Source organism: Anaerovirgula multivorans, from assembly GCF_900188145.1.
In the GTDB taxonomy this organism is placed as follows: Bacteria; Bacillota; Clostridia; order Peptostreptococcales; family Natronincolaceae; genus Anaerovirgula; species Anaerovirgula multivorans.
Window position 1 is genome coordinate 173,347 of the sequence record NZ_FZOJ01000004.1, and the last position, 19,605, is coordinate 192,951.

Annotated in this window: 17 protein-coding genes; 6 read left to right on the top strand and 11 right to left on the bottom strand. The window is 34.7% G+C overall.

Going from position 1 to position 19,605, the window contains the following annotated elements:
* Nucleotides 1-312 precede the first annotated feature (312 nt).
* The 4 genes from CHB72_RS05900 (at nucleotide 313) to CHB72_RS05915 (ending at nucleotide 3,583) form a co-directional block, all read left to right on the top strand.
* Nucleotides 313-696, top strand: a complete 384-nt coding sequence (locus CHB72_RS05900; RefSeq protein ID WP_242975052.1) for a GntR family transcriptional regulator — start codon at nucleotides 313-315, stop codon at nucleotides 694-696.
* Entirely contained in the window at nucleotides 693-1,394 is a 702-nt protein-coding gene (locus tag CHB72_RS05905) for an ABC transporter ATP-binding protein (RefSeq protein WP_089281942.1), read from the top strand. Before CHB72_RS05900 ends, CHB72_RS05905 begins: the two co-directional genes overlap by 4 nt.
* Nucleotides 1,381-2,178, top strand: a complete 798-nt coding sequence (locus CHB72_RS05910; RefSeq protein WP_089281943.1) for a hypothetical protein — start codon at nucleotides 1,381-1,383, stop codon at nucleotides 2,176-2,178. The genes CHB72_RS05905 and CHB72_RS05910 overlap by 14 nt, the downstream gene beginning before the upstream one ends.
* A gap of 169 nt (nucleotides 2,179-2,347) precedes the next feature.
* The gene (locus tag CHB72_RS05915) at nucleotides 2,348-3,583 is read left to right on the top strand and encodes an aminopeptidase (protein WP_089281944.1); all 1,236 of its coding nucleotides are present in this window, start codon (nucleotides 2,348-2,350) and stop codon (nucleotides 3,581-3,583) included.
* A 217-nt stretch (nucleotides 3,584-3,800) separates the two neighbouring features.
* On the opposite strand, the gene CHB72_RS05920 is transcribed toward CHB72_RS05915, so the two are convergent.
* The 8 genes from CHB72_RS05920 to CHB72_RS05955 form a co-directional block, all read right to left on the bottom strand.
* On the bottom strand, nucleotides 3,801-6,182 hold the full coding sequence (locus tag CHB72_RS05920) for a glycogen/starch/alpha-glucan phosphorylase (protein ID WP_089281945.1): 2,382 nt from the start codon (nucleotides 6,180-6,182) through the stop codon (nucleotides 3,801-3,803).
* An 8-nt stretch (nucleotides 6,183-6,190) separates the two neighbouring features.
* A complete protein-coding gene (gene malQ, locus CHB72_RS05925; RefSeq protein ID WP_089281946.1) occupies nucleotides 6,191-7,666 on the bottom strand; it encodes a 4-alpha-glucanotransferase in 1,476 nt (491 codons plus the stop codon).
* 34 nt (nucleotides 7,667-7,700) lie between these two features.
* Nucleotides 7,701-9,854, bottom strand: coding sequence for a TIM-barrel domain-containing protein (locus CHB72_RS05930; protein WP_089281947.1), 2,154 nt, complete (start codon nucleotides 9,852-9,854; stop codon nucleotides 7,701-7,703).
* Nucleotides 9,855-9,883: 29 nt separating this feature from the next.
* Nucleotides 9,884-10,774, bottom strand: coding sequence for a carbohydrate ABC transporter permease (locus tag CHB72_RS05935; protein ID WP_089281948.1), 891 nt, complete (start codon nucleotides 10,772-10,774; stop codon nucleotides 9,884-9,886).
* Nucleotides 10,774-11,640, bottom strand: a complete 867-nt coding sequence (locus CHB72_RS05940) for a carbohydrate ABC transporter permease (protein ID WP_089281949.1) — start codon at nucleotides 11,638-11,640, stop codon at nucleotides 10,774-10,776. The genes CHB72_RS05935 and CHB72_RS05940 overlap by 1 nt, the downstream gene beginning before the upstream one ends.
* A 55-nt stretch (nucleotides 11,641-11,695) precedes the next feature.
* On the bottom strand, nucleotides 11,696-13,030 hold the full coding sequence (locus CHB72_RS05945; RefSeq protein WP_089281950.1) for an ABC transporter substrate-binding protein: 1,335 nt from the start codon (nucleotides 13,028-13,030) through the stop codon (nucleotides 11,696-11,698).
* 315 nt (nucleotides 13,031-13,345) lie between these two features.
* The gene (locus CHB72_RS05950; protein ID WP_089281951.1) at nucleotides 13,346-14,404 is read right to left on the bottom strand and encodes a LacI family DNA-binding transcriptional regulator; all 1,059 of its coding nucleotides are present in this window, start codon (nucleotides 14,402-14,404) and stop codon (nucleotides 13,346-13,348) included.
* Between the two features lie 336 nt (nucleotides 14,405-14,740).
* On the bottom strand, nucleotides 14,741-15,661 hold the full coding sequence (locus tag CHB72_RS05955; RefSeq protein WP_089281952.1) for a ketopantoate reductase family protein: 921 nt from the start codon (nucleotides 15,659-15,661) through the stop codon (nucleotides 14,741-14,743).
* Nucleotides 15,662-16,065: 404 nt separating this feature from the next.
* On the opposite strand from CHB72_RS05955, the gene CHB72_RS05960 reads away from it, so the two are divergent.
* Complete coding sequence (locus CHB72_RS05960) at nucleotides 16,066-16,731, top strand: acetate uptake transporter (RefSeq protein WP_089281953.1); 666 nt, start codon at nucleotides 16,066-16,068, stop codon at nucleotides 16,729-16,731.
* A gap of 302 nt (nucleotides 16,732-17,033) precedes the next feature.
* Nucleotides 17,034-17,171 (top strand): hypothetical protein, encoded by a 138-nt coding sequence (locus CHB72_RS26335; RefSeq protein ID WP_176431223.1) that lies wholly within the window; start codon nucleotides 17,034-17,036, stop codon nucleotides 17,169-17,171.
* 47 nt (nucleotides 17,172-17,218) lie between these two features.
* On the opposite strand, the gene CHB72_RS05965 is transcribed toward CHB72_RS26335, so the two are convergent.
* The 3 genes from CHB72_RS05965 to mutY all read right to left on the bottom strand — a co-directional run bounded on the left by CHB72_RS05965 (nucleotide 17,219) and on the right by mutY (nucleotide 19,577).
* Entirely contained in the window at nucleotides 17,219-17,665 is a 447-nt protein-coding gene (locus tag CHB72_RS05965) for a spore coat protein (protein WP_089281954.1), read from the bottom strand.
* Nucleotides 17,666-17,740: 75 nt separating this feature from the next.
* Nucleotides 17,741-18,349: a hypothetical protein gene (locus CHB72_RS05970; RefSeq protein WP_089281955.1), complete on the bottom strand. Its 609-nt coding sequence runs from the start codon at nucleotides 18,347-18,349 to the stop codon at nucleotides 17,741-17,743.
* A 148-nt stretch (nucleotides 18,350-18,497) separates the two neighbouring features.
* Entirely contained in the window at nucleotides 18,498-19,577 is a 1,080-nt protein-coding gene (mutY, locus tag CHB72_RS05975; protein ID WP_089281956.1) for an A/G-specific adenine glycosylase, read from the bottom strand.
* Nucleotides 19,578-19,605: the final 28 nt, after the last annotated feature.

A 19,605-nucleotide genomic window follows, 5' to 3' on the forward strand; every position in this document is an offset into this window, starting at 1 on the left:
ACCGTCACCAGGCGTATTTTCTGAATATTCACACTTATTTACTTCTATTACTTAACTACTCTTTATGCTTTTTATTAAATTTTTATAGGACCCTTCATTTTTCACAACTTATGGATTTTATAATTTTTCCTCTCTTATAGCAGTATAAATAAACTCTTATAGAACATAAACAACATTTATGCCAAGTATTTTCCACTAAAATCCATATACTATAAATAATTTATAAGTTTTTTAAATATCCCTTGACTATCTAAAGTAAAAGTATTATTATAATAGTGCACTAGTTAATTAGTGCACTATTATAGTCTGGAGGTGCTGATTTTGGATTTTGATCATGGTAGGCCTATTTATCTACAAATTATTGATTATATAAAAAAGCAAATCATTACGAGAAATCTGAAGATAGGCGACAAGGTTCCATCTCAAAGAGAGCTTGCTCAACAATTGAAGGTGAATCCTAATACTGTCCAACGAGCCTATCGAGAAATGGAGAACATGCAGTTAGCAGAGACCATTCGAGGTCAAGGAACATTTATTGTTAAAAGAGGGGAGCTGTTGAAGGAGTTGCAAGGAGAAATGGCAGGTACTTTACTAAAAAATTTTATTTTAGAAATGCAGTCCTTAGGATATGATGATCAGGAAATTTTAGGACTTGTAGAAAAATATCAGCAGGATTTAAAGGAGGAAATAAAATGATTGAATTAAAAGGTGTAACAAAAACCTTTGGAAGCACTATTGCATTAGATAATGTTTCTATCAATATTCCAGAAGGCAAAATTATTGGTATATTAGGACCTAACGGGTCGGGAAAATCTACCTTATTAAAAATGCTTGTTGGGTTAAATAAGCCCAATCATGGAAACATCTTCATTAATGGTCAACAGATTGGTGTTCAAACGAAAAGCTTCATATCCTACTTGCCGGAAATAGATTACTTATATCCTTGGATGACCATACAACAGGCAGCGGATTTTGTTAAGAGTTTCTATGAAGATTGGGATGAGAATAAGTATAAGGAATTAGTAGAATTCTTGGAGCTTCAACCTTCTATGGTGATCAAGAAGGTGTCAAAGGGAATGCGAGCCAAGGCAAAACTATTACTGTCCTTCTCTAGAAATGCTAAACTGATTTTACTAGATGAGCCCCTTTCCGGTATTGATATTTTAACCAGAGACAAAATTATTGAAACCATCATTCGTGACTATAGAGCTGGAGATCAAAGCATCTTGATCACTACCCATGAAGTTCGAGAAGTAGAGGGGATATTGGACGAAGTCATCTTTATCCGTCGTGGACAGATTGCTCTTGAAGGCAATGTCGAAGAGCTTAGATATCAACGTCAAGCATCTCTTGTGGAAATAATGAAGGAGGTATATACTCATGAAACCATCTAATGGAAACACTCTTTTCTCTTTATATAAAAAAGATTTACTATCTGTGAAATTTGAAAGCCTGATGATTTTAGCAACAATCTTTTTAGGTCATTTGTATTTTAGCTATAAAATTTTGACTGGATGGCCTGAGCCTACTATTCTAGGTGTTACTAGTACCATCTTTTTCATTGTTATGTTTGTTATCTTCATAGGTACCTTTACTTCTGTCAGTCGAGAATGGAGTAATAACACCATCTATCTAGTGATGTCCTTACCTGTTTCGGGAAAGAAAATTTTTCTTTCAAAGCTTTTGGCTGTGATGACTCAATTAGTTATTTTGGGCGGGGCTAGTATCTTAGTAGGATCCTTATTATCTTCCTATTTTTTAGGAGCTGACATTATAGCACAGGTTTTTGGTTTTTTCTCCACGCATCAACTGCTGAAGGTTTTGGTTATGGGAATCATCCTTTTATTCTTTGGAATCATTCAGATCATTCTGGTAGCCTTTTTCAGCACCATGGTGGGAAGAGCCTTTAAGAAATTTTCATGGCTTATTACTTTCTTCACCTTTATCTTTACCAATATTTTCATAGGAAAAATCAATGAATTCCTTCTAAAAGCATTGATAGCTCCTGTTGATAGACATCTTAGCATCATTGGTAGTACAAATTTTGATGGTCAATTCCTTGTAGAAAGCGGTTTAACTACTCAATTCTTTTTATTGCAGTTAACTATCATTCTACTGATTTCTACAGGTCTGTTTTTCCTAACTGCCATGATCTATGACAAAAAAATTGAATTATAGATCTATTTAAAAGGAGTTGACACGCTCCTTTTATTTCCTTTTTTGAATATTTCTGGTAGAATAGGAAATATAATATCAGAGACTAAACTATATCCTTAGTACTTTTTTAAGTTGTGCTTCCATATGTATACAAAACAACTTACACTAAATTAATTAGGAGGTTTACAAAATGGAGAACTTTGAAAAAAAGCTTGAAAACTATGCAGAAGTGGCTTTAAAAGTAGGTGTTAACTTACAAGAAAATCAGACCCTGGTGATTAATGCTCCTATTACTTCTGCTGACTTTGTTAGAAGATTGGCTAAGAAGGCCTATGAACTAGGGGCAAAGAACGTACATGTAGAATGGGCAGATGAAGAAATCACATTAATTAAGCTATTGCATGCTCCCGAGGAGGGTTTAAAGGAATTTCCCCTCTGGAGGGCGAAGGGATTTGAAGAGATGGCAGAAAAAGGTGAAGCATTTTTATCTATCTCTGCCTCTAACCCCGATCTTTTAAAGAATGCTGATGCTGAGAGAGTCGCTTTATCCAATAAAACCACTGCTACCGCTATGGAGAACTTTAAAAAATATGTTCAAAATGCCCGTGTCAACTGGAATATTGTTTCTGTCCCCACAAAGGAATGGGCAGCAAAAGTGTTTCCAGGATTAAGTGAAGAAGCAAGTGTAGAAAAATTATGGGAGAATATTTTTAAAGTAACGAGAGTAGATGAAGAAAATCCTGTTGAAGCATGGAATCAACATGTTCAAAATCTAAAAAACAAACTAGATTATTTAAACAGTAAGAAGTTTAGAAAGCTACATTTTAAGGGCCCTGGTACAGATTTAACCATGGAGCTTCCTAATGGCCATATATGGGTTGGTGGTGGATTAGCATCTGAAAGAGGTATAGAATTTGTGCCTAATATGCCTACAGAAGAGGTTTTCAGTATGCCCTTAAAGGATGGGATAAATGGTGTAGTGGCTAGTACAAAGCCTCTAAACTATAGTGGTAATCTCATTGAAAACTTTACATTAACCTTTAAAGAAGGAAAAATTGTAGACTTTACTGCGGAAAATGGCTATGATACTTTGAAAAAGCTAATTGAAACCGATGAGGGAGCTCATTATTTAGGTGAGGTAGCTCTAGTACCCCATAAATCTCCGGTTTCTGATACCAATATTATTTTTTACAATACTTTATTCGATGAAAATGCCTCTAGTCACTTTGCCCTAGGCTCCGCCTATCCTATTTGCATAGAGGGTGGTACTAAAATGGATAAGGAGCAACTAGCAAAAAATGGTGTTAACACCAGCTTGGTACACGTAGACTTTATGATAGGATCTGCTGAAATGGATGTGCTGGGAGAAACCTCCGATGGTAAAATTGAATCTATCTTTAAAAATGGAAATTGGAGCAATCTTTAAGATTGCTGAGGTTGTTGAAATAGTCAACAAAATTCAGACTGTTCAAAAGCCTTCAGATTCGAAGTGCAAATAAACCAGCACCCACAGCGTATACGTAAATACGTAAGGGTGCTAGTTTTTTCGAAATACCGAAGAAAATGGTGGTCTCTCAACAGTCTGAATAAAAATTGGTACGACACTTAAAGTGTTGTACCAATTTTTATTATATATAGGGGAATCAGCTATTATATTTTGGGGGTTCAATATTCCAAATTTCTTTTGCATATTCTTCTATAGTTCTATCACTGCTAAATTTCCCTGCATTGGCTAGATTTATCCAACACTTTCTTGCCCACCCCAGTCTATCTCTATAGGCTCTATCTACCCTTTGTTGTGCTTCTCTATATTCTTCAAAATCTCTTAAAAGGAAGTAATTATCTGCTTGATGCCAATCACTGCCTTCTAGCAGAGCATTATATAATTCTTCAAACATACCAGTACCTCCATCATCAAAGGTACCATTCATTAACGTATCTACTGCTCTTTTCAGTCCTGGCACCTTTTCATAGTATTCTTTTGGATGATAGCTATCTTTTATGACTTCAAGTTCTTCTACTCTAGCACCGAATATAAAGTTGTTTTCCTTTCCTGCCTCTTGGACAATTTCTACGTTTGCTCCATCATAGGTTCCTAGGGTAGGCGTACCATTTAACATAAACTTCATATTCCCTGTGCCTGAAGCTTCTTTACCAGCAGTAGATATCTGTTGAGAGACATCAGCTGCCGAGAAAAGCTTTTCTCCATAGGATACATTGTAATTTGTTACAAAGACAACCTGAATTTTTCCTTTTACTTCTTCGTCATGATTAATCATCCTAGCTATTTCATTAATATACTTTATGATAGCTTTAGCTCTTACATAGCCAGGGGCTGCCTTAGCACCAAAAACAAAGGTGCGAGGAACAATATCTATAGCTGGATTTTCTTTTAAACGATAATATAAATCAACAATATACAAAGCATTTAATAGCTGTCTTTTATATTCATGAAGCCTTTTTATTTGAATATCAAAGATGGAATCAGTATTAATCTCAATGCCTTCCTTTTTATAGATATAAGCTGCCAATTCCTTTTTCTTTAATAATTTTATTTGTAGAAATTTTTTTAAAACCACTTCATTCTCTGCATACTTTTCTAACTCCTTCATCCTATTGGAATCAGTAATCCACTCTTCTGTTTCCAATAATTCAGTAATTAGCTGAGTTAATTCTTTATTAGAGAGGGCTAACCATCTTCTAAAGGTAATCCCATTGGTTTTGTTTTGAAATTTATGTGGATATAAGTCATACCAATCCTTCAGCTCTTGATTTTTAAGGATTTCCGTATGGAGTTCTGCTACACCGTTGATGGTATGACTCCCATAGATGGCCAGCCACGCCATATGGATACTATGATCAGATATAATTTGAACCTTATTCATAATTTCCTTAGTATAGTTCTTTCTTTTTAACTCCTCAATAAACTGTTTATGAATTTTTACAATGATTTCATAGACTCTAGGCAAAAATTCTTCATATAGATCGATATCCCACTTTTCTAAAGCCTCTGCCATAATGGTATGATTGGTATAGGCAAAGGTTTTTTTGGCGATCTCCCAAGCTTTTTCCCATGTTAATCCTTCTTGGTCAATCAATAGTCTCATTAACTCCGGAATGGCCACTACTGGATGCGTATCATTTAATTGAACTGCATGGTACTGAGAAAAAACTTCAAAACCCTCTTCAATTCTCTCTTTATACTTTTTCACCATATCCTGTAGAGAAGCTGAAACAAAAAAGTATTGTTGCTTAAGTCTCAAAATCTGTCCTTCTCTTTTAGAATCGTTTGGATATAACACCCTTGATATGTCCTCTGCTCGGTTTTTTTCTCTTACTGCCTCATCATATCGTTGTTCATTGAACAAATTGAAGTCAAAATCCTCTAAAGCTTCTGCTTGCCATAGTCTTAATGTATTAACATTTTTCGTCTTATAACCGATAATTGGAGTATCATAGGGAACCGCCTTCACCTCTTCATCAGCAAATTCTACCATAACAATATCTTCAGCTCGTCTTATGGACCAAGGATCTCCATATTTTAGCCAGTGATCTCCTTCTTCAACTTGGTACCCATCTACGAATTTTTGTTTAAAAATCCCATACCGGTAGCGAAGTCCATATCCAACAACTGGTAAATTCATAGTGGCACAGGAGTCTAAAAAGCAGGCGGCAAGTCTTCCCAATCCACCATTTCCTAAACCAGCATCCTCTTCTATTTCTTCGATCATATTGACATCAATGCCTAGGTCTTTTAGGCTTTTTTCTATTTCATCCTGAATTCCTAAGTTTAACAAGTTGTTTCCTAGAGCTCTTCCCATCAAAAATTCCGCTGAAAGATAATATGCCTGCTTTCCTTTTTTATAGGTTTCTTCTGTTCTGTTCCAATGATCGATGATTTGTTCCATAATAGCTTTAGAAACACCATAGTATTTCTCATGCTTATTGGATTTTTCCAGCGTCTTTCCAAATTCTATTTTAAGATTTCTAATGACACTTTCTTTAAACTTTTCTCTATCAAACATCTAGATACCTACCTTCCATATAGCTTTGTTATTGTATAGATTTTCTTGGCTAATGCTTCAGTAAGATCTTCTCTTTTTACTCTCCATAGCCAATTCCCACCAATAGTCGAAGGAATATTCATTCGGGCTTCACTTCCTAGACTTAAGAAATCCTGCATTTGTGCTATGGCTAGCTTCCCTACGGAACTCCAAGCACCTCTTATAAAGCCCCAATTATAGCCCTCTTCTTCGGTTAATTTCAAATATTTAACAGCAAAATCAACGTCTGATTTTTTCTCATTTAAAAGCCATCCATTGACAGTATCATTATCGTGGGTTCCAGTATAAACAACACAGTTTTTATCATAGTTATGAGGTAAATAATCGCTTTCTTCCCGTGTATCAAAGGCAAATTGCAGTACCTTCATCCCTGAGTAACCTGTATTTTCCCTTAGATCTATTACCTCAGGTGTCAGGTACCCTAAATCCTCTGCTATAATATTTACATCCCCTAATTTTTCTTTGAGGGCATCAAACAGCTTCATCCCTGGACCCTTAATCCACTTTCCATTGACAGCAGTTTCTTCTTCATAGGGTACCGCCCAGTAGGACTCTAATCCTCTAAAATGATCAATCCTTATCATATCGTATAGCTTAATACACCCTTCTATTCTTTCTATCCACCAGTCAAATCCTGTCGATTCCAGTAAATCCCACCGATATATTGGATTCCCCCATAATTGGCCGGTTTTAGAAAAGGCGTCTGGAGGACATCCTGCCACCTGAATTGGTCTCTTGTTTTCATCTAATAGAAATATTTCGCTGTTTCCCCATGTATCCACACTGTCCTCTGCCACATAAATAGGAATATCCCCTATGATTTTTATATTCTTTTCATTAGCATATTGCTTTAATTCTTTCCACTGGGTAAAAAACAGGAATTGTAAAAAAATCCAGTATTCGATTTCTTCCTTTAGCTTTTCTTTATAATAATTCATAGCATTCTCTTTACGTAGTTTTATAGCTTCAGGCCATTCCTGCCATGATATCAAGCCAAATTCAAATTTCAATGCCATATAAAGCCCATAGTCCTCTAACCATAAAGTATTTTCTTCCTTAAACTTCTCAATGTCTCCTTGATGCTTTTCCCTTCCTTTATGATAGGCTACCTTTAAAACAGGTAATTTATTTATAAAAATCTTTTCATAATCCACCTTTTCTGGATCACTGCCAAAATCCAATTGATCAAAATCTGATTTCTCTAAGAGCCCTTCTTTAACTAACAAGTCAAGGTCGATAAAATAGGGATTTCCAGCAAAATTCGAAAAGGATTGATAGGGAGAATCCCCATATCCTGTAGAACCAATAGGTAACAGCTGCCAGTATTTTTGTCCTGACTTTTCTAAAAAATCTACAAATCTATAAGCCTCTTTTCCAAAGGTACCAATACCATAAGGACTAGGCAAAGATGTAATATGCATTAAGATGCCACTGCTTCTTTCCATGTTCTCTTCCCCTTTTTGAATAATTCTAGTCCTACTATGAAACCTCTACTGTTTTCTTGTTGACATTCCCTTGTATATCGAGGATTTCAAAGTTTATTTTTTTCAATGTATCATTGCCCCTATTGGTAATAGTAATTTCAAAATCATTCTTTACCTTTTCGATCTCAATGAATACTTCATTATACTTTTTATTTTTATAATTCTTTGTGGTGCCATCATCGTCATAATAAACATAGGCAGCCTTATCATCAACAAATGCAATAGCCTCCAATTCATCATGGCAGAGATTTTCCACACTGCTGCCGTGCTTTCCTAAAAGCACTATTTTATTTTTTCTAACAAAAATAGGTATCTCTTGAATATCTACCTCTAAATAGATGTTTCCTTTTTTGTAGATTTCGTAGCTTCTATTCCTATAATCCTCTGCCTTCCAAAGAAGCATATCCTCTGGAAGCCATATATATCTACCTACAGCATTTTCTTCATAGATAGGTGCAATCATTAAAGAATCTCCTATCAACAGCTGATCCTCTACTGTTCTTGACCTTGTATCATCGTACTCAAAGGCAAGAGAAGCAATATATACATTTTTATGAATCAGTGCCTTCATATATTCGGAATAAATATAGGGTATCAGAGCATATCTAATCCTTATGGTATTTCTAAGGATATGCAGTGTTCCTTCATCAAAGGCAAAGGGTTCCTGTCTTCTAGTTCCCATGGCAGAGTGATTTCTAAATAATGGTGTGAACAAGCTAAATTGCATCCACCTTATCATTAACTGAGCATTCACATCTCCACTAAAACCACCGGTGTCAGCACCACTGTAAAGAAAACCACACATGTTTAAGGAAACCATCATTTTGATGTTCAATAAAAGATGCTGCCACCAGGAATGATTATCCCCCGTCCATATGCCCCCGTAGCGATGGCCTCCTACGTAGGAGGCTCTAGAAAACAGAAGAAATCTTTTGTTTGGTTGTATTTCTTCAAAGCCTTCTGCCGCGGCCCTAGTCATGTTATAGCCATAAAGGTTATGTAGCAAATCATGCCTTACAAGCTTACCCTCCACCCTATGATAAAAATCCTTATGATCCTCTAGTTTATTCAATAACCCTACAAAGGTGTCCCTAAGCTCAAAATAACTATAAATATCTAAATTTTCATTTTCTGAAGCTTTTGCTTTTTCCACAGCCTTTTGTAATCCCTTGTTACTATAGAAAATTGCTGGTTCATTCATATCATTCCAAAAACCCTCAATGCCCCAATCAATTAGTCTGCTGTACTTTAATCCAAACCATTTTCTGGTCTCTGGCCTTAGAAAGTCAGGGAAATGGACTCTCCCAGGCCATACCGCTGCTACAAAAGGTTTCCCTTCCTCATTAACACAAAAATGATCGTTAGCTATGCCTTCCTCATAGATGTCATAATCTTTTTCAATTTTCACTCCAGCATCAATAATAGGAATTAGTCTAAAACCTTTATTTTTTATTCTTTTCACAAAGCCTTCGATATGAGGAAAGCTTTCTTCATCTATTGTGAAGTCCTTAAATCTCTCCATGTAATCTATATCTAAGTAGACAGTATCACAGGGTATATCATAGTGTAAAAAGCTGTCTACAATTTTTTCAATTTCTTCAGCATTTTTATAGCTCCATCTACTTTGTTGGTAACCAAAGGCCCATTTAGGAGGAGCGTAACCTTCCCCAATCATATTTAAAAATTGACCTGTAATTTCCTTTAGAGAAACTCCTTCTACTATGTATAAATCAAAATCTTCTCCATCAATGACTATATCTAAGACATCGGAATGAGTAAATCCAATGTCAAAGGTTACTTTGCTTGGATAATCAACAAATACTCCAAATTTTACTTCTCCATCTACGATCAAAAAGTTATGTGCTCCATACAGAGACTTTTTATCAGGCGTATGCTGAGAATCATCGGTACAGTAAGATATATAGATGCCTCCCCGTTTATTCATTCCCCTTTGGTTTTCTCCTAAACCCCATACGATATCTCTGGGATCCATCTTGTGGCTAAATCGAAAGCCCTTCTTTTCGTCTATTTGAAAATAGTCTATATCTTTTCTATTTATTTCCTCTCCCTTATTGACAACTACTTCTGTAGCAAAGGGATTTCCTATGCTATATCTCATAATAAATTCATTTACTTTATATGTCTTCAAAATATATCACCCTTTTGTGTATTTTCTAGCTATTTTATAGAGCCATCTGTAACACCTTTAATAATATGTTTTTGTGCAAAGAAGTAGAATAATATAATTGGTATCATCCCTAAAACCAATCCCGCTAAAGCTAGATGCCACTTCTTAGAGTACTGTCCAAAGAAATAAAACATTCTTAATGGTATAGTATGCCATTGAGGCTTATTGATTACCAACTGGGGTAATAGAAAGTCATTCCAAATCCACATTGCGTTTAAAATACTTACTGTCACGGTTATAGGCTTTAATAATGGAAAGATAATATACCAAAACACTTGAAATTTATTACATCCGTCTATGGTTGCAGCCTCTTCCAACTCTACAGGTATACTTTTAATAAATCCATGATATAGGATAATGGCTAAACTAGAACCAAACCCTAAATACATAAAGATCAGACCATAAGGGTTTAAAAACCCCAGCTTACCCATAATAAACACTAGTGGTAGCATAACTGATTGAAAGGGTACCAGCATAGCCGCTGCAAATAAGAAAAAGAAAAATATGCTTAGTTTTGTCTTTGTTCTTACTAACATCCACGCTGCCATTGAAGCAAAAACAATAATAATAATTGTACTAGTGACTGTAATCAACAATGAATTGGTAAAGGCACGTATAAAATTTAACTCATGGAAAGCTTCTACATAGTTGGTACTACTGAAATGCTCCCCAAAGGGAAGGTTGATAACATTTGTAAATATTCCTTTTTGTGTCTTAAAGGAGTTTGTTAAGACAATATAAAAAGGAGATAGAAATAATATCGCTATAACTATACTGAATATGCTTAATTTTAACTGATTTTTCTTTTTAGAACTTTTAACAGGTTTTATCTCTTTTGGGGGAAAAACATTACCGGTTTTAGCTATTCTTTTAGTTTCCATTACATTTCTACCTCCTTTTTCTTACTATAATAAATTTGTGTTAAAGTTATGGCGGCTACTGAAATAAGAAAAATAACAGCCTTTGCTTGAGCTAAGCCAAAGTTATTAAATGTAAAAGCAGTATTGTAAATATTCATTGCTATCATTTGTGTAGAATTGTAAGGGTTTCCTCTTGTTAAAGAAAGGTTTTGATCGTATAATTTAAAAGAGTTAGATAGCGTTAGAAAAATTCCTACTGTAAAGGCTGGTGCTACTAAAGGAACGGTTATATGCCTAAGGGTTTGTAGTTTGTTGGCACCATCGATTTCCGCAGCTTCATACATTGATTTAGGTATATTTTCTATGGCGGCAATATAAATCACCATCATATATCCAGCCATCTGCCATGACATCAGTATGACTAGCCCCCAAAACCCTGTGCTTGTGGTAGCCAACCATCCCTGTAAAAAGGATATTCCCCATCTTACTCCTAAGGAATGAAATGCTCTTGTAAAAATAAATTGCCAAATAAAGCCTAGAATAAGTCCTCCAATTAAATTGGGCATAAAAAATATACTTCGTAAAAAATTGCTGATTTTTAATCCTTTTGTTACTAATAAAGCTAAACCAAACCCCATTGCGTTAATGGTAATAACAGATACAAAGGCAAACTTAGCGGTGAATTTGAATGCATTTAAAAACTCTTTGTCTCTAGTAAATACATTGATATAATTCCTTAATCCTATCCAATCTGCATTGTTATTGATGCCGTTCCAATTGGTAAAGGAAAAATATATTCCCATCAATATCGGTATAATAACCACCACAACAAAAGATAGTAAGATAGGCCCTACAAAAAAGGTAAAAGATAATTTTGAATTTTTCATGTTGACCTCCTTATACAACTGGGGGAGGAATATCCTCCCCTAGTGCCCTTTAAACTTACCTCATATCCTCCCATTGCGTTTTAGCGTGTGAAATTACTTCTTCCCATGTAAAAGAGCCATCATAATATTTTTGAATATTACTTCCTAAAATCTCCATTCCCCAACCTGTTGGATAACCCATGAATACCCATGGAATTGTATTTCCTGCTTCAGCATATCTCTTAACTGCCCTGCCTAAGGAGTCTTGAGGCTCGAAGTTATCAAAACCTTTTAATGGTGGTATAAAATAGAATTTATTAACAATAAAATCTTTTCCTGTATCAGATGTATATAACCAGTTTAAGAAATCTTTAGCAGCTTCTTTTTCTGTATCCCCTGCACCTTTGTTTATTGACCAATGCATTGGAACGCCAACAGGAATCGAATTTTCCTTTGCACCAATTACCGGTATTGGTAATATGTCTAAGTTGTCAGCTACTTCTGGATCTACACCTTGCACGCCACCATAAATCCAGTTTCCTTGTTGGATAATAGCAACACGTTCAATAGCTATGCCTTCTTCAACCTGTGTTGTATAATCTACTGTATTTAAGTTTCTTTTGGAATTAGCGTTAGAAGAGTAATTGGCTTGTAGATCAATTAGCTGCTTTAATTGGTCTGCATATTTAAATTCAATTGTTTTTGCATCATAGCTATCTATAGAACTATCAAACTCTTGACCTAAGAAAGCATTAGAAGTATGAAGTCCTGTTAACCAAGTTTCTCTGGCTGCATATTCAAATACCGCTTCTAATAAAGGATATTGATCCTTTAACTCTCCAGCCTTGATCTTAGCATCCAATGTTTTTGCTGCTTCTTCTAAGCTAGCGAAATCTACAATTTTAGATCCGTCAATACCTGCTTCTTCAAAAATCCCTTTATTATAAACTAGTCCATAGCCTTCTATGTTAAAAGGAAGAGCGTAGACTTTGCCATCCACTGTAGCACCAGATAACATTCCATCCAAGGCTAAATCTACCCATGGTTGATCTGATAGATCTTCTAACTTACTCATCCAATCTTCCACATCTTGAGGCCCGCCAATATTGAATATTGTTGGTTCATTTCCCGATTGGAATATAGCTCTTAAAGCCGCTCCGTAATCATCTCCTCCCCCTACTGTTTGGATATTTATTTTTACATTTGGATTCTCATCTTCATAGGCTCTTGCTGCTTCCTCTAATTCCTTTACGATTTCCACCTTAAATTGAAATACATCTACTTGCACCTGTTCTTCAACTTCTTCTCTACTACCTGCTTCTTGCTGATTTGACGAGCATGCCGCCAACAGCAATGTAGAAAGTACTAACATCATAGCTATACCTAACACTAGTTTTCTTTTTAATCTCATTATATTTCTCCCCCTTAATACTGATTTTTAAAACCGATAACGCGCTTGCTTTTTTCAGTCTTATATCCCGAAGTCTAATGTAACCCCACTTTTTTGTTTATATAGGGTGTCTAACCCTCTCAGCTAAATTTGATGATATGTAAATTCCACCCCCCTCTTATTGCACTCTGCGAAAGTGACTGACACCAAATCAAAGATTTTGGTCATCTACTTTTAAATAGAATCACCTGTATCTTTTTAAACGATTCTTTTTCAACAAGCTTTACTGATAAAGAACCGCTAGAACCTACTATAAGCTTACTTGACCACTACCATCTAATAGCATTCTGCTATATGATTATCCTGTCTTTTCTCCTCATCGATTCCTACACATGATTCTCTTTTTAACAGTTCCGTTTCCAAAACCAGATGCTGATGCTTCTTCTTCTTTTTTATTAAATCAAATAAAATATCTACACTTTTATATCCCATTTCTTCTCCCGGCTGTTTTACTGTAGTAATTGAAGGATGAAAAAATTCAGAAAACTCGATTCCATCGAACCCTATAATGGACATGTCCTCAGGAATTTTCAACCCTCTACTGAGTATTGCCTTTGCGGCACCTATCGCCATAATATCAGAGGTGGCGAATATCGCTGTTAGTTCCAGTTGTTTATCTAATAGCCTATTCATTGCTGCAAAGGCTGATGGAAAGGTATATTCTCCAATTTCTAAGAATTCTTCTTTGTAATGAATTTTGTTTGCCTCTAACGCCTTTTTATATCCCTTTATCCGCAGGGTCCCTATACTTCTATCTTCTTCCCCAGTTGCAATCATTCCTATTCTTCTATGACCTAAACCACATAGATAATTCACTGCACCAAAGGCGGCTCTTTCATTTTCTATAATGACGCTGGAGAATATTTCTTTGTTAACGTTTTCCACAATATTTGTAGAAGAAAGAACAATAGGCGTACCTAAATCCATTAACTGTTCTTCATCTATATTGTCAAAATCTCCCCCTAAACAAATCAGCCCTTTTAATTTCTTTTCTTTTATCAATTCAATAGCTTCCTCTATATCATTTGCATTATCATCATTATAGTGAATGATCATAGAATATCCTTCTGCATCGATTTTTTCTTCAATGGATTGGATAATCTTTGAGAAAAAGGGATTATAAATACCCTTTACTAAGACACCTATATTTTTAGAGTCATTCCTCTTTAGATTTCTAGCACTGTTATTAGGAATATAGTTATATTTTTGTATAATACTTAGTATTTTTTCCTTGGTCTCTTCTTTCACATCTGGATGATCATTTAGGACTCGAGATACTGTACTTACTCCAACTCCCGCCATCTGGGCTATATCTTTTATATTTACGTTTTTCATATCCACCGCTCCTTAGGTAACGTTTATGGTAACGTTTCCGGTAACGTTTCCAGTTATTGAATTAATTATATCAAAATTTTAGTATTTTTAAAATACATTTTTGATAATTTTTTAAATTTTTTTAAAATAAAAACTACTCTTATCAGCAACACAAATATGTGATTGAAAATGCTAACATTTCCAGAAATGGTGGTAAACCCTTCCCTGCTACAAGGTTTAATTGCATAGGGAAGAGTGTATGACCATTCCTAGGTTGGATTTCTCAGTCACATACTTACATCTAAGAGTAGTTCTATTACCTATTGTTTAAAGACTTCTATTATTACTGAATCCAGTTTATTGATTCATTTGTTCTAATGTTCTAATCATATTTAACAATGTTCTATTCATTGGAGTATCTATCCCATGCTTTTTCCCTAATTGGCAAATAGTGCCGGCAAACATTTCTACCTCTGTTTTTCTTCCAGCTTCTATATCCTGTAGCATAGAAGTTTTGCCTTCAGGAGCAAGCTTTTTTAAGATCGTATTAAAGGTATGAATATCTTCATTTGTTAAATTAGTTCCTTCCTTTTGAGATAAAAGGATTACTTCCTTCATAGCAGCCTCCATCAACCCATTGGCTTCCTGTATCTCCTGAAAAACCTTATAAGGTGCATTTAATACAGCCGAAGTTTGATTAACACCTACGTTTACCATGAATTTCCACCATAAGGCTCTTAACATATCTTCTGGGATAACATAGGGTATACTGGCTTTTTCTAAGAGATTCTTTACTGCCTCTACCCTAGGAGTATATATCTTATTGTTCCTTTCTCCAAAATGGATTTCACCTATAGTGCTGCATTGAATCTCAGTTTCTGTTCTAACGGCATCAATACCTACACATATACCATAAAGCATTTTTTCTATTCCATATGCCCTACCCAATATCTCTTCACTTGAAATCCCATTCATTAAAGATAAAATAATCGTATTAGGTCCAACATGATTTCTTATATCCTTTATAGTTTGAGGAAGATGATGATACTTGACTGCTACTAAGACTAAATCCGCTGCTTCCACCTTTTCCTCTGGATCAATGCATTTAAAGTGATAGGTTTTACCATTAATTATTAATCCTTCTTTATTATATTTTTCTGCCCTTTCTTTGTTAGCAATAACTGTGAAACCCTGTGGGTTCATTTCATAAATCTTACTGCCATAGATAGCTCCTATAGCTCCAAGTCCTGCAATAGCTACCTTTTTAATTTCCTCCATTGTACTTGCCCCCTATCATTAATACTTCTTCTATACTGTGTTTGTATAACTTTATCATTAGATTAATACATATTTTAAAAATTTATTTATCAATTACAGTAACGAGGCCAGGATTATGTCTGCACAATAATAAATATGATGTTAATCTTCTTCTTATTATTTAGAATTCTCTACTATTCAAATATTTCCTTCTACTTCTAAGGATTTCTTAGGATACATATTAGTTTTTGGACTGATTCCTAGTAATTTTCCATCTTAGCAGAAATTATGTTCCATAATTTGCCAATTGCGAAAATAAAGAAATAATAACATCCTATCTTGTCACCGCTTTTTCAATACCTATTGACAATTACTCCAAAAAGTTTTATATTAACATATGGAACTATATTTTAAGGAGGATATTTATGACAACAAATGAGATTAGGCTTATTGAAACAGCTGAAATTCAGTCTACTGAGACATCTAAAACACAAAGTATAAAAATAACAAATGCAGATCCTTCAGCTTTAGGATTGTTTGGTCTAGCGATGGTAACATTGGTAGCATCTTCACAAAAGCTAGGGATTACTCAAGGGTCATCATTCATTATTCCATGGGCAATTTTTCTAGGTGCTTTTGCTCAGCTATTTGCATGTATTAATGATTCAAAACGTAATAACATTTTTGGAACTACTGCCTTTGGAGGTTATGCCTTTTTCTGGTTTGCAATGGCAATCTCATGGGCAATTAAGCTGGGGGTTTTTGGGGCGGCCATGGCGGCTGAAGCAGATGGAAGACAATTAGGCGTAGCTTTTGTAGGATACCTTGTTTTTTCTGTTTTCATGACCATTGGAGCAATGGAAACTCATAAAGTATTATTTACAATTTTTGTTTTAATTGACTTTTTGTTCATTGGATTATCTCTTAGTACTTTTGGAATCGCACCCCACTTTTCACACGCGCTAGCAGGTTATTCAGAACTATTAATATCACTTGTTGCTTTTTATGGTTTTGCTGCTTCTGTTTTAAATGCTCACTTTAATAGAGAGTTTTTACCTGTTGGAAAGCCATTCGGCATATTAAAAAAATAGCACTATTTTCACTATATAACATATAAAAAGGGAATAAACTCTATTTAATAGAATTTTATTCCCTTTTTATATGAAATGATAATATATTCGATTCTTCAGAAATATACTTGTTACTTCACTTTCCCTTTCTTTTCTAATATCCTTGTAGATATAATATCTCCATCCAATTTAATTCTTGCTCTAAAATCATTATTTTTCTAAAAAATTTAATGATTAATTCAGATGCATCTACTAAAATACTGCATAATAAATAGAAACCAGGATACTCTAATACTATCAATATTTTTCGGAGGAATGTTATAATGGATATTTGGAGAGCTAATTTAATTGAATGTATAAAAGAAATCGAAAGAGCAAGAGAGGATACAGGTATAGATCAAGATAGATATGAAGCTTTAGGAGAAATCATTATAGAATTGCAGGATATTGTGGAAGATTAATAGCGGAGAAAATTTTCTCCGCTATTTTATATGTACATACAGCTATCCTATTGTACTTGATACATGCCGTTTTGTTGCATATAATTAAAAATATCTTCTCCATGCTGCTGTTCTTCTTTTTGAATATGATTTAATACCTGTCGTGCATTTGTATTGGTAAACTCAAAAATAACTGTATTATAGGTACCTGATACATATTTTTCTGTCATTAATAGATCTTGACATAAATCACTGTCATTACTATTCACATTACTTTGCATTTGATTTTGTTGTTGATTTTGTTGTTGATTTGTATTTGGTAGCTGCCCATTAAGAAGCTGATTGATGGTATCAAGGTGCTGCTGTTCCTGAGATGCATGGAACTTAAAAAGTTGTTTCAGCTGAGGATCTTGAGCCTGATTTGCATAATTATTATACTTTTTAATACACATCTCCTCATGACTTTTTTGATCTTGTAAAAGCATTGTTTCTTTTTGTGTTAATTGTATATTCATTCAAAACACCTCCTACATTTAGTGTGCTTAACAATAATAATTTTATTCAGGAGATCCATGAATTTTAATAATATGTTATTGAAATTTGATGAATTTCATCGCAAAATTGATAAAGAGTGTTTTATCTTGAAAATATCCAGGTTTAGATTTCCCTCTGTGGCCTTCTGTTTCCCATTTATCAAGGATATCAAACTTTCTTAAAAGACTTTGTAGATTATCGTGGTTTAAAGTGAGATTGATTTTTTCCAGTTCCTCATGCAATTCAGGATATTTAGTAATTATTCTATAAAAAAGACATACTCCATGGTAGATTACTTCAGTGTCAATATTCCGTTTCATCATGTCTGCTATAATGGGAATATATTCTCTAACCACCTCCACTTCATCTGGTAAAGCCACTGTGGATTTAAAAATGGTTTGTATTTGAATAACATTGGTAGAGTTTTTTACAGTGTCCATGACAAAAGAGAAAAAATTCTTTGCTCTAACTTTTTCAATAATTTTAAAGCATATAGTTTGAGATGAAGTCCCTTTCTCTATAGCCTCTTGAAATATTTTTATAAATTCTCCTACTTTTTTAGGGTTGCCAATCATTTTGTTATATGCCATGAGTGTCTTATGATCTATTTTATCTGCCTGATTTATCAGTTCTCCCATTTCCTTTTCTAAAAACAAATGATGCATACTGCCTCCCCCTTTTCATTACTTATAGTATCACTAGAACAGATATCGCATTATTTTTAGGTGACATGCTTAACAAATATGCTTTCGATTTCTATTATAACCTATTTCAGTATATATTGTTATAAAATTAAAAATTATCAATATTTAGCTATGAAGGCAATATTAGTTTCGTAAACGCTTTAGCTATAGGATATTCGTTTAATTGGGATTTATCCACCCACTGTATTTGTGGATAATCAATTTCTCTTTCATTTAGTAACTTCATTTTATAAAGCCTCATATGCCACTTTATATGAGTAAAAACATGGGGCTTTTCTAAAAGATAAGTACTCTTAGTCACCTGCATTCCATAGGTTTCCTGCAACTCTATCTGGATCGTTTTTCCTGGTTGAAAGCTCTCCTCTTTTTCTATAGAAGGTAATGCCCATAAATCTGCTAACAAGCCGTCCCTTGGTCTTTTAGTTATCAGAATTTTTTCTCCTTTGTAGACTAAAGCCATTTCCATAGCTATTTTTTTTTGCTTTGGCTTCTTCTGTTTTATAGGTAATTCCTCTTGAACTCCCAATTCTCTAGCACTGCATAAATCAAACAAAGGACAAGCGAGACATTTAGGCGAAATAGGAGTGCAGATCAGTGCACCTAGCTCCATCAGGCCTTGATTATAAAATGAAGGATTCTTTTGTGATACAACTTGTCTCCCGATTTCCTGCATATGCCTTTGAGTACTGCCTAGTACAATGTCCTCTCTTATATAGAATACTCTAGAAAATACCCGCATTACATTCCCATCAACCGCTGGCACTGGTTGATGGAAGGCAATACTAGCAATGGCTCCAGCTGTATAGGGGCCTATCCCTGGTAAAGCAAGAATGTCCTCGTAATTTTGGGGGAATCGTCCTTTGTACTTTTCCAAAATAATTTTTGCTGTCTGGTGGATACGTTTTGCTCTACTATAATACCCTAAACCCGCCCAAGATTTCAGCACCACTTCTTCATGAGATTCTGCTAAATCCTTGATTGTAGGAAATTGATGAATGAATCGGTTATAGTAGTCGATTACCGTGTCTACCCTAGTTTGCTGCAACATTACTTCTGATATCCAAATATAATAAGGGTTCCGTGTCTCTCTCCACGGTAGCTGCCGATGATTTTTCTCATACCAATCAATAAGTTTTTCTTGCATTTCTATAACTTTTGCTGGATTGATGATTTCGTTTCGTTTCTTCATTATTGTCTCCTTTTTTCCTTCGGTGTAT

What these genes read in the sequence shown, in the direction of transcription:
- CHB72_RS05955 (WP_089281952.1), bottom strand. Translation starts at nt 15,661, where the DNA reads ATGGAGGAAATTAAAAAGGTAGCTATTGCAGGACTTGGAGCTATAGGA.
- mutY (WP_089281956.1), bottom strand. Translation starts at nt 19,577, where the DNA reads ATGAAGAAACGAAACGAAATCATCAATCCAGCAAAAGTTATAGAAATG.
- CHB72_RS05960 (WP_089281953.1), top strand. Translation starts at nt 16,066, where the DNA reads ATGACAACAAATGAGATTAGGCTTATTGAAACAGCTGAAATTCAGTCT.
- CHB72_RS05940 (WP_089281949.1), bottom strand. Translation starts at nt 11,640, where the DNA reads ATGAAAAATTCAAAATTATCTTTTACCTTTTTTGTAGGGCCTATCTTA.
- CHB72_RS05965 (WP_089281954.1), bottom strand. Translation starts at nt 17,665, where the DNA reads ATGAATATACAATTAACACAAAAAGAAACAATGCTTTTACAAGATCAA.
- CHB72_RS05915 (WP_089281944.1), top strand. Translation starts at nt 2,348, where the DNA reads ATGGAGAACTTTGAAAAAAAGCTTGAAAACTATGCAGAAGTGGCTTTA.
- CHB72_RS05945 (WP_089281950.1), bottom strand. Translation starts at nt 13,030, where the DNA reads ATGAGATTAAAAAGAAAACTAGTGTTAGGTATAGCTATGATGTTAGTA.
- CHB72_RS05970 (WP_089281955.1), bottom strand. Translation starts at nt 18,349, where the DNA reads ATGCATCATTTGTTTTTAGAAAAGGAAATGGGAGAACTGATAAATCAG.
- CHB72_RS26335 (WP_176431223.1), top strand. Translation starts at nt 17,034, where the DNA reads ATGGATATTTGGAGAGCTAATTTAATTGAATGTATAAAAGAAATCGAA.
- CHB72_RS05920 (WP_089281945.1), bottom strand. Translation starts at nt 6,182, where the DNA reads ATGTTTGATAGAGAAAAGTTTAAAGAAAGTGTCATTAGAAATCTTAAA.
- CHB72_RS05910 (WP_089281943.1), top strand. Translation starts at nt 1,381, where the DNA reads ATGAAACCATCTAATGGAAACACTCTTTTCTCTTTATATAAAAAAGAT.
- CHB72_RS05905 (WP_089281942.1), top strand. Translation starts at nt 693, where the DNA reads ATGATTGAATTAAAAGGTGTAACAAAAACCTTTGGAAGCACTATTGCA.
- CHB72_RS05950 (WP_089281951.1), bottom strand. Translation starts at nt 14,404, where the DNA reads ATGAAAAACGTAAATATAAAAGATATAGCCCAGATGGCGGGAGTTGGA.
- CHB72_RS05935 (WP_089281948.1), bottom strand. Translation starts at nt 10,774, where the DNA reads ATGGAAACTAAAAGAATAGCTAAAACCGGTAATGTTTTTCCCCCAAAA.
- malQ (WP_089281946.1), bottom strand. Translation starts at nt 7,666, where the DNA reads ATGGAAAGAAGCAGTGGCATCTTAATGCATATTACATCTTTGCCTAGT.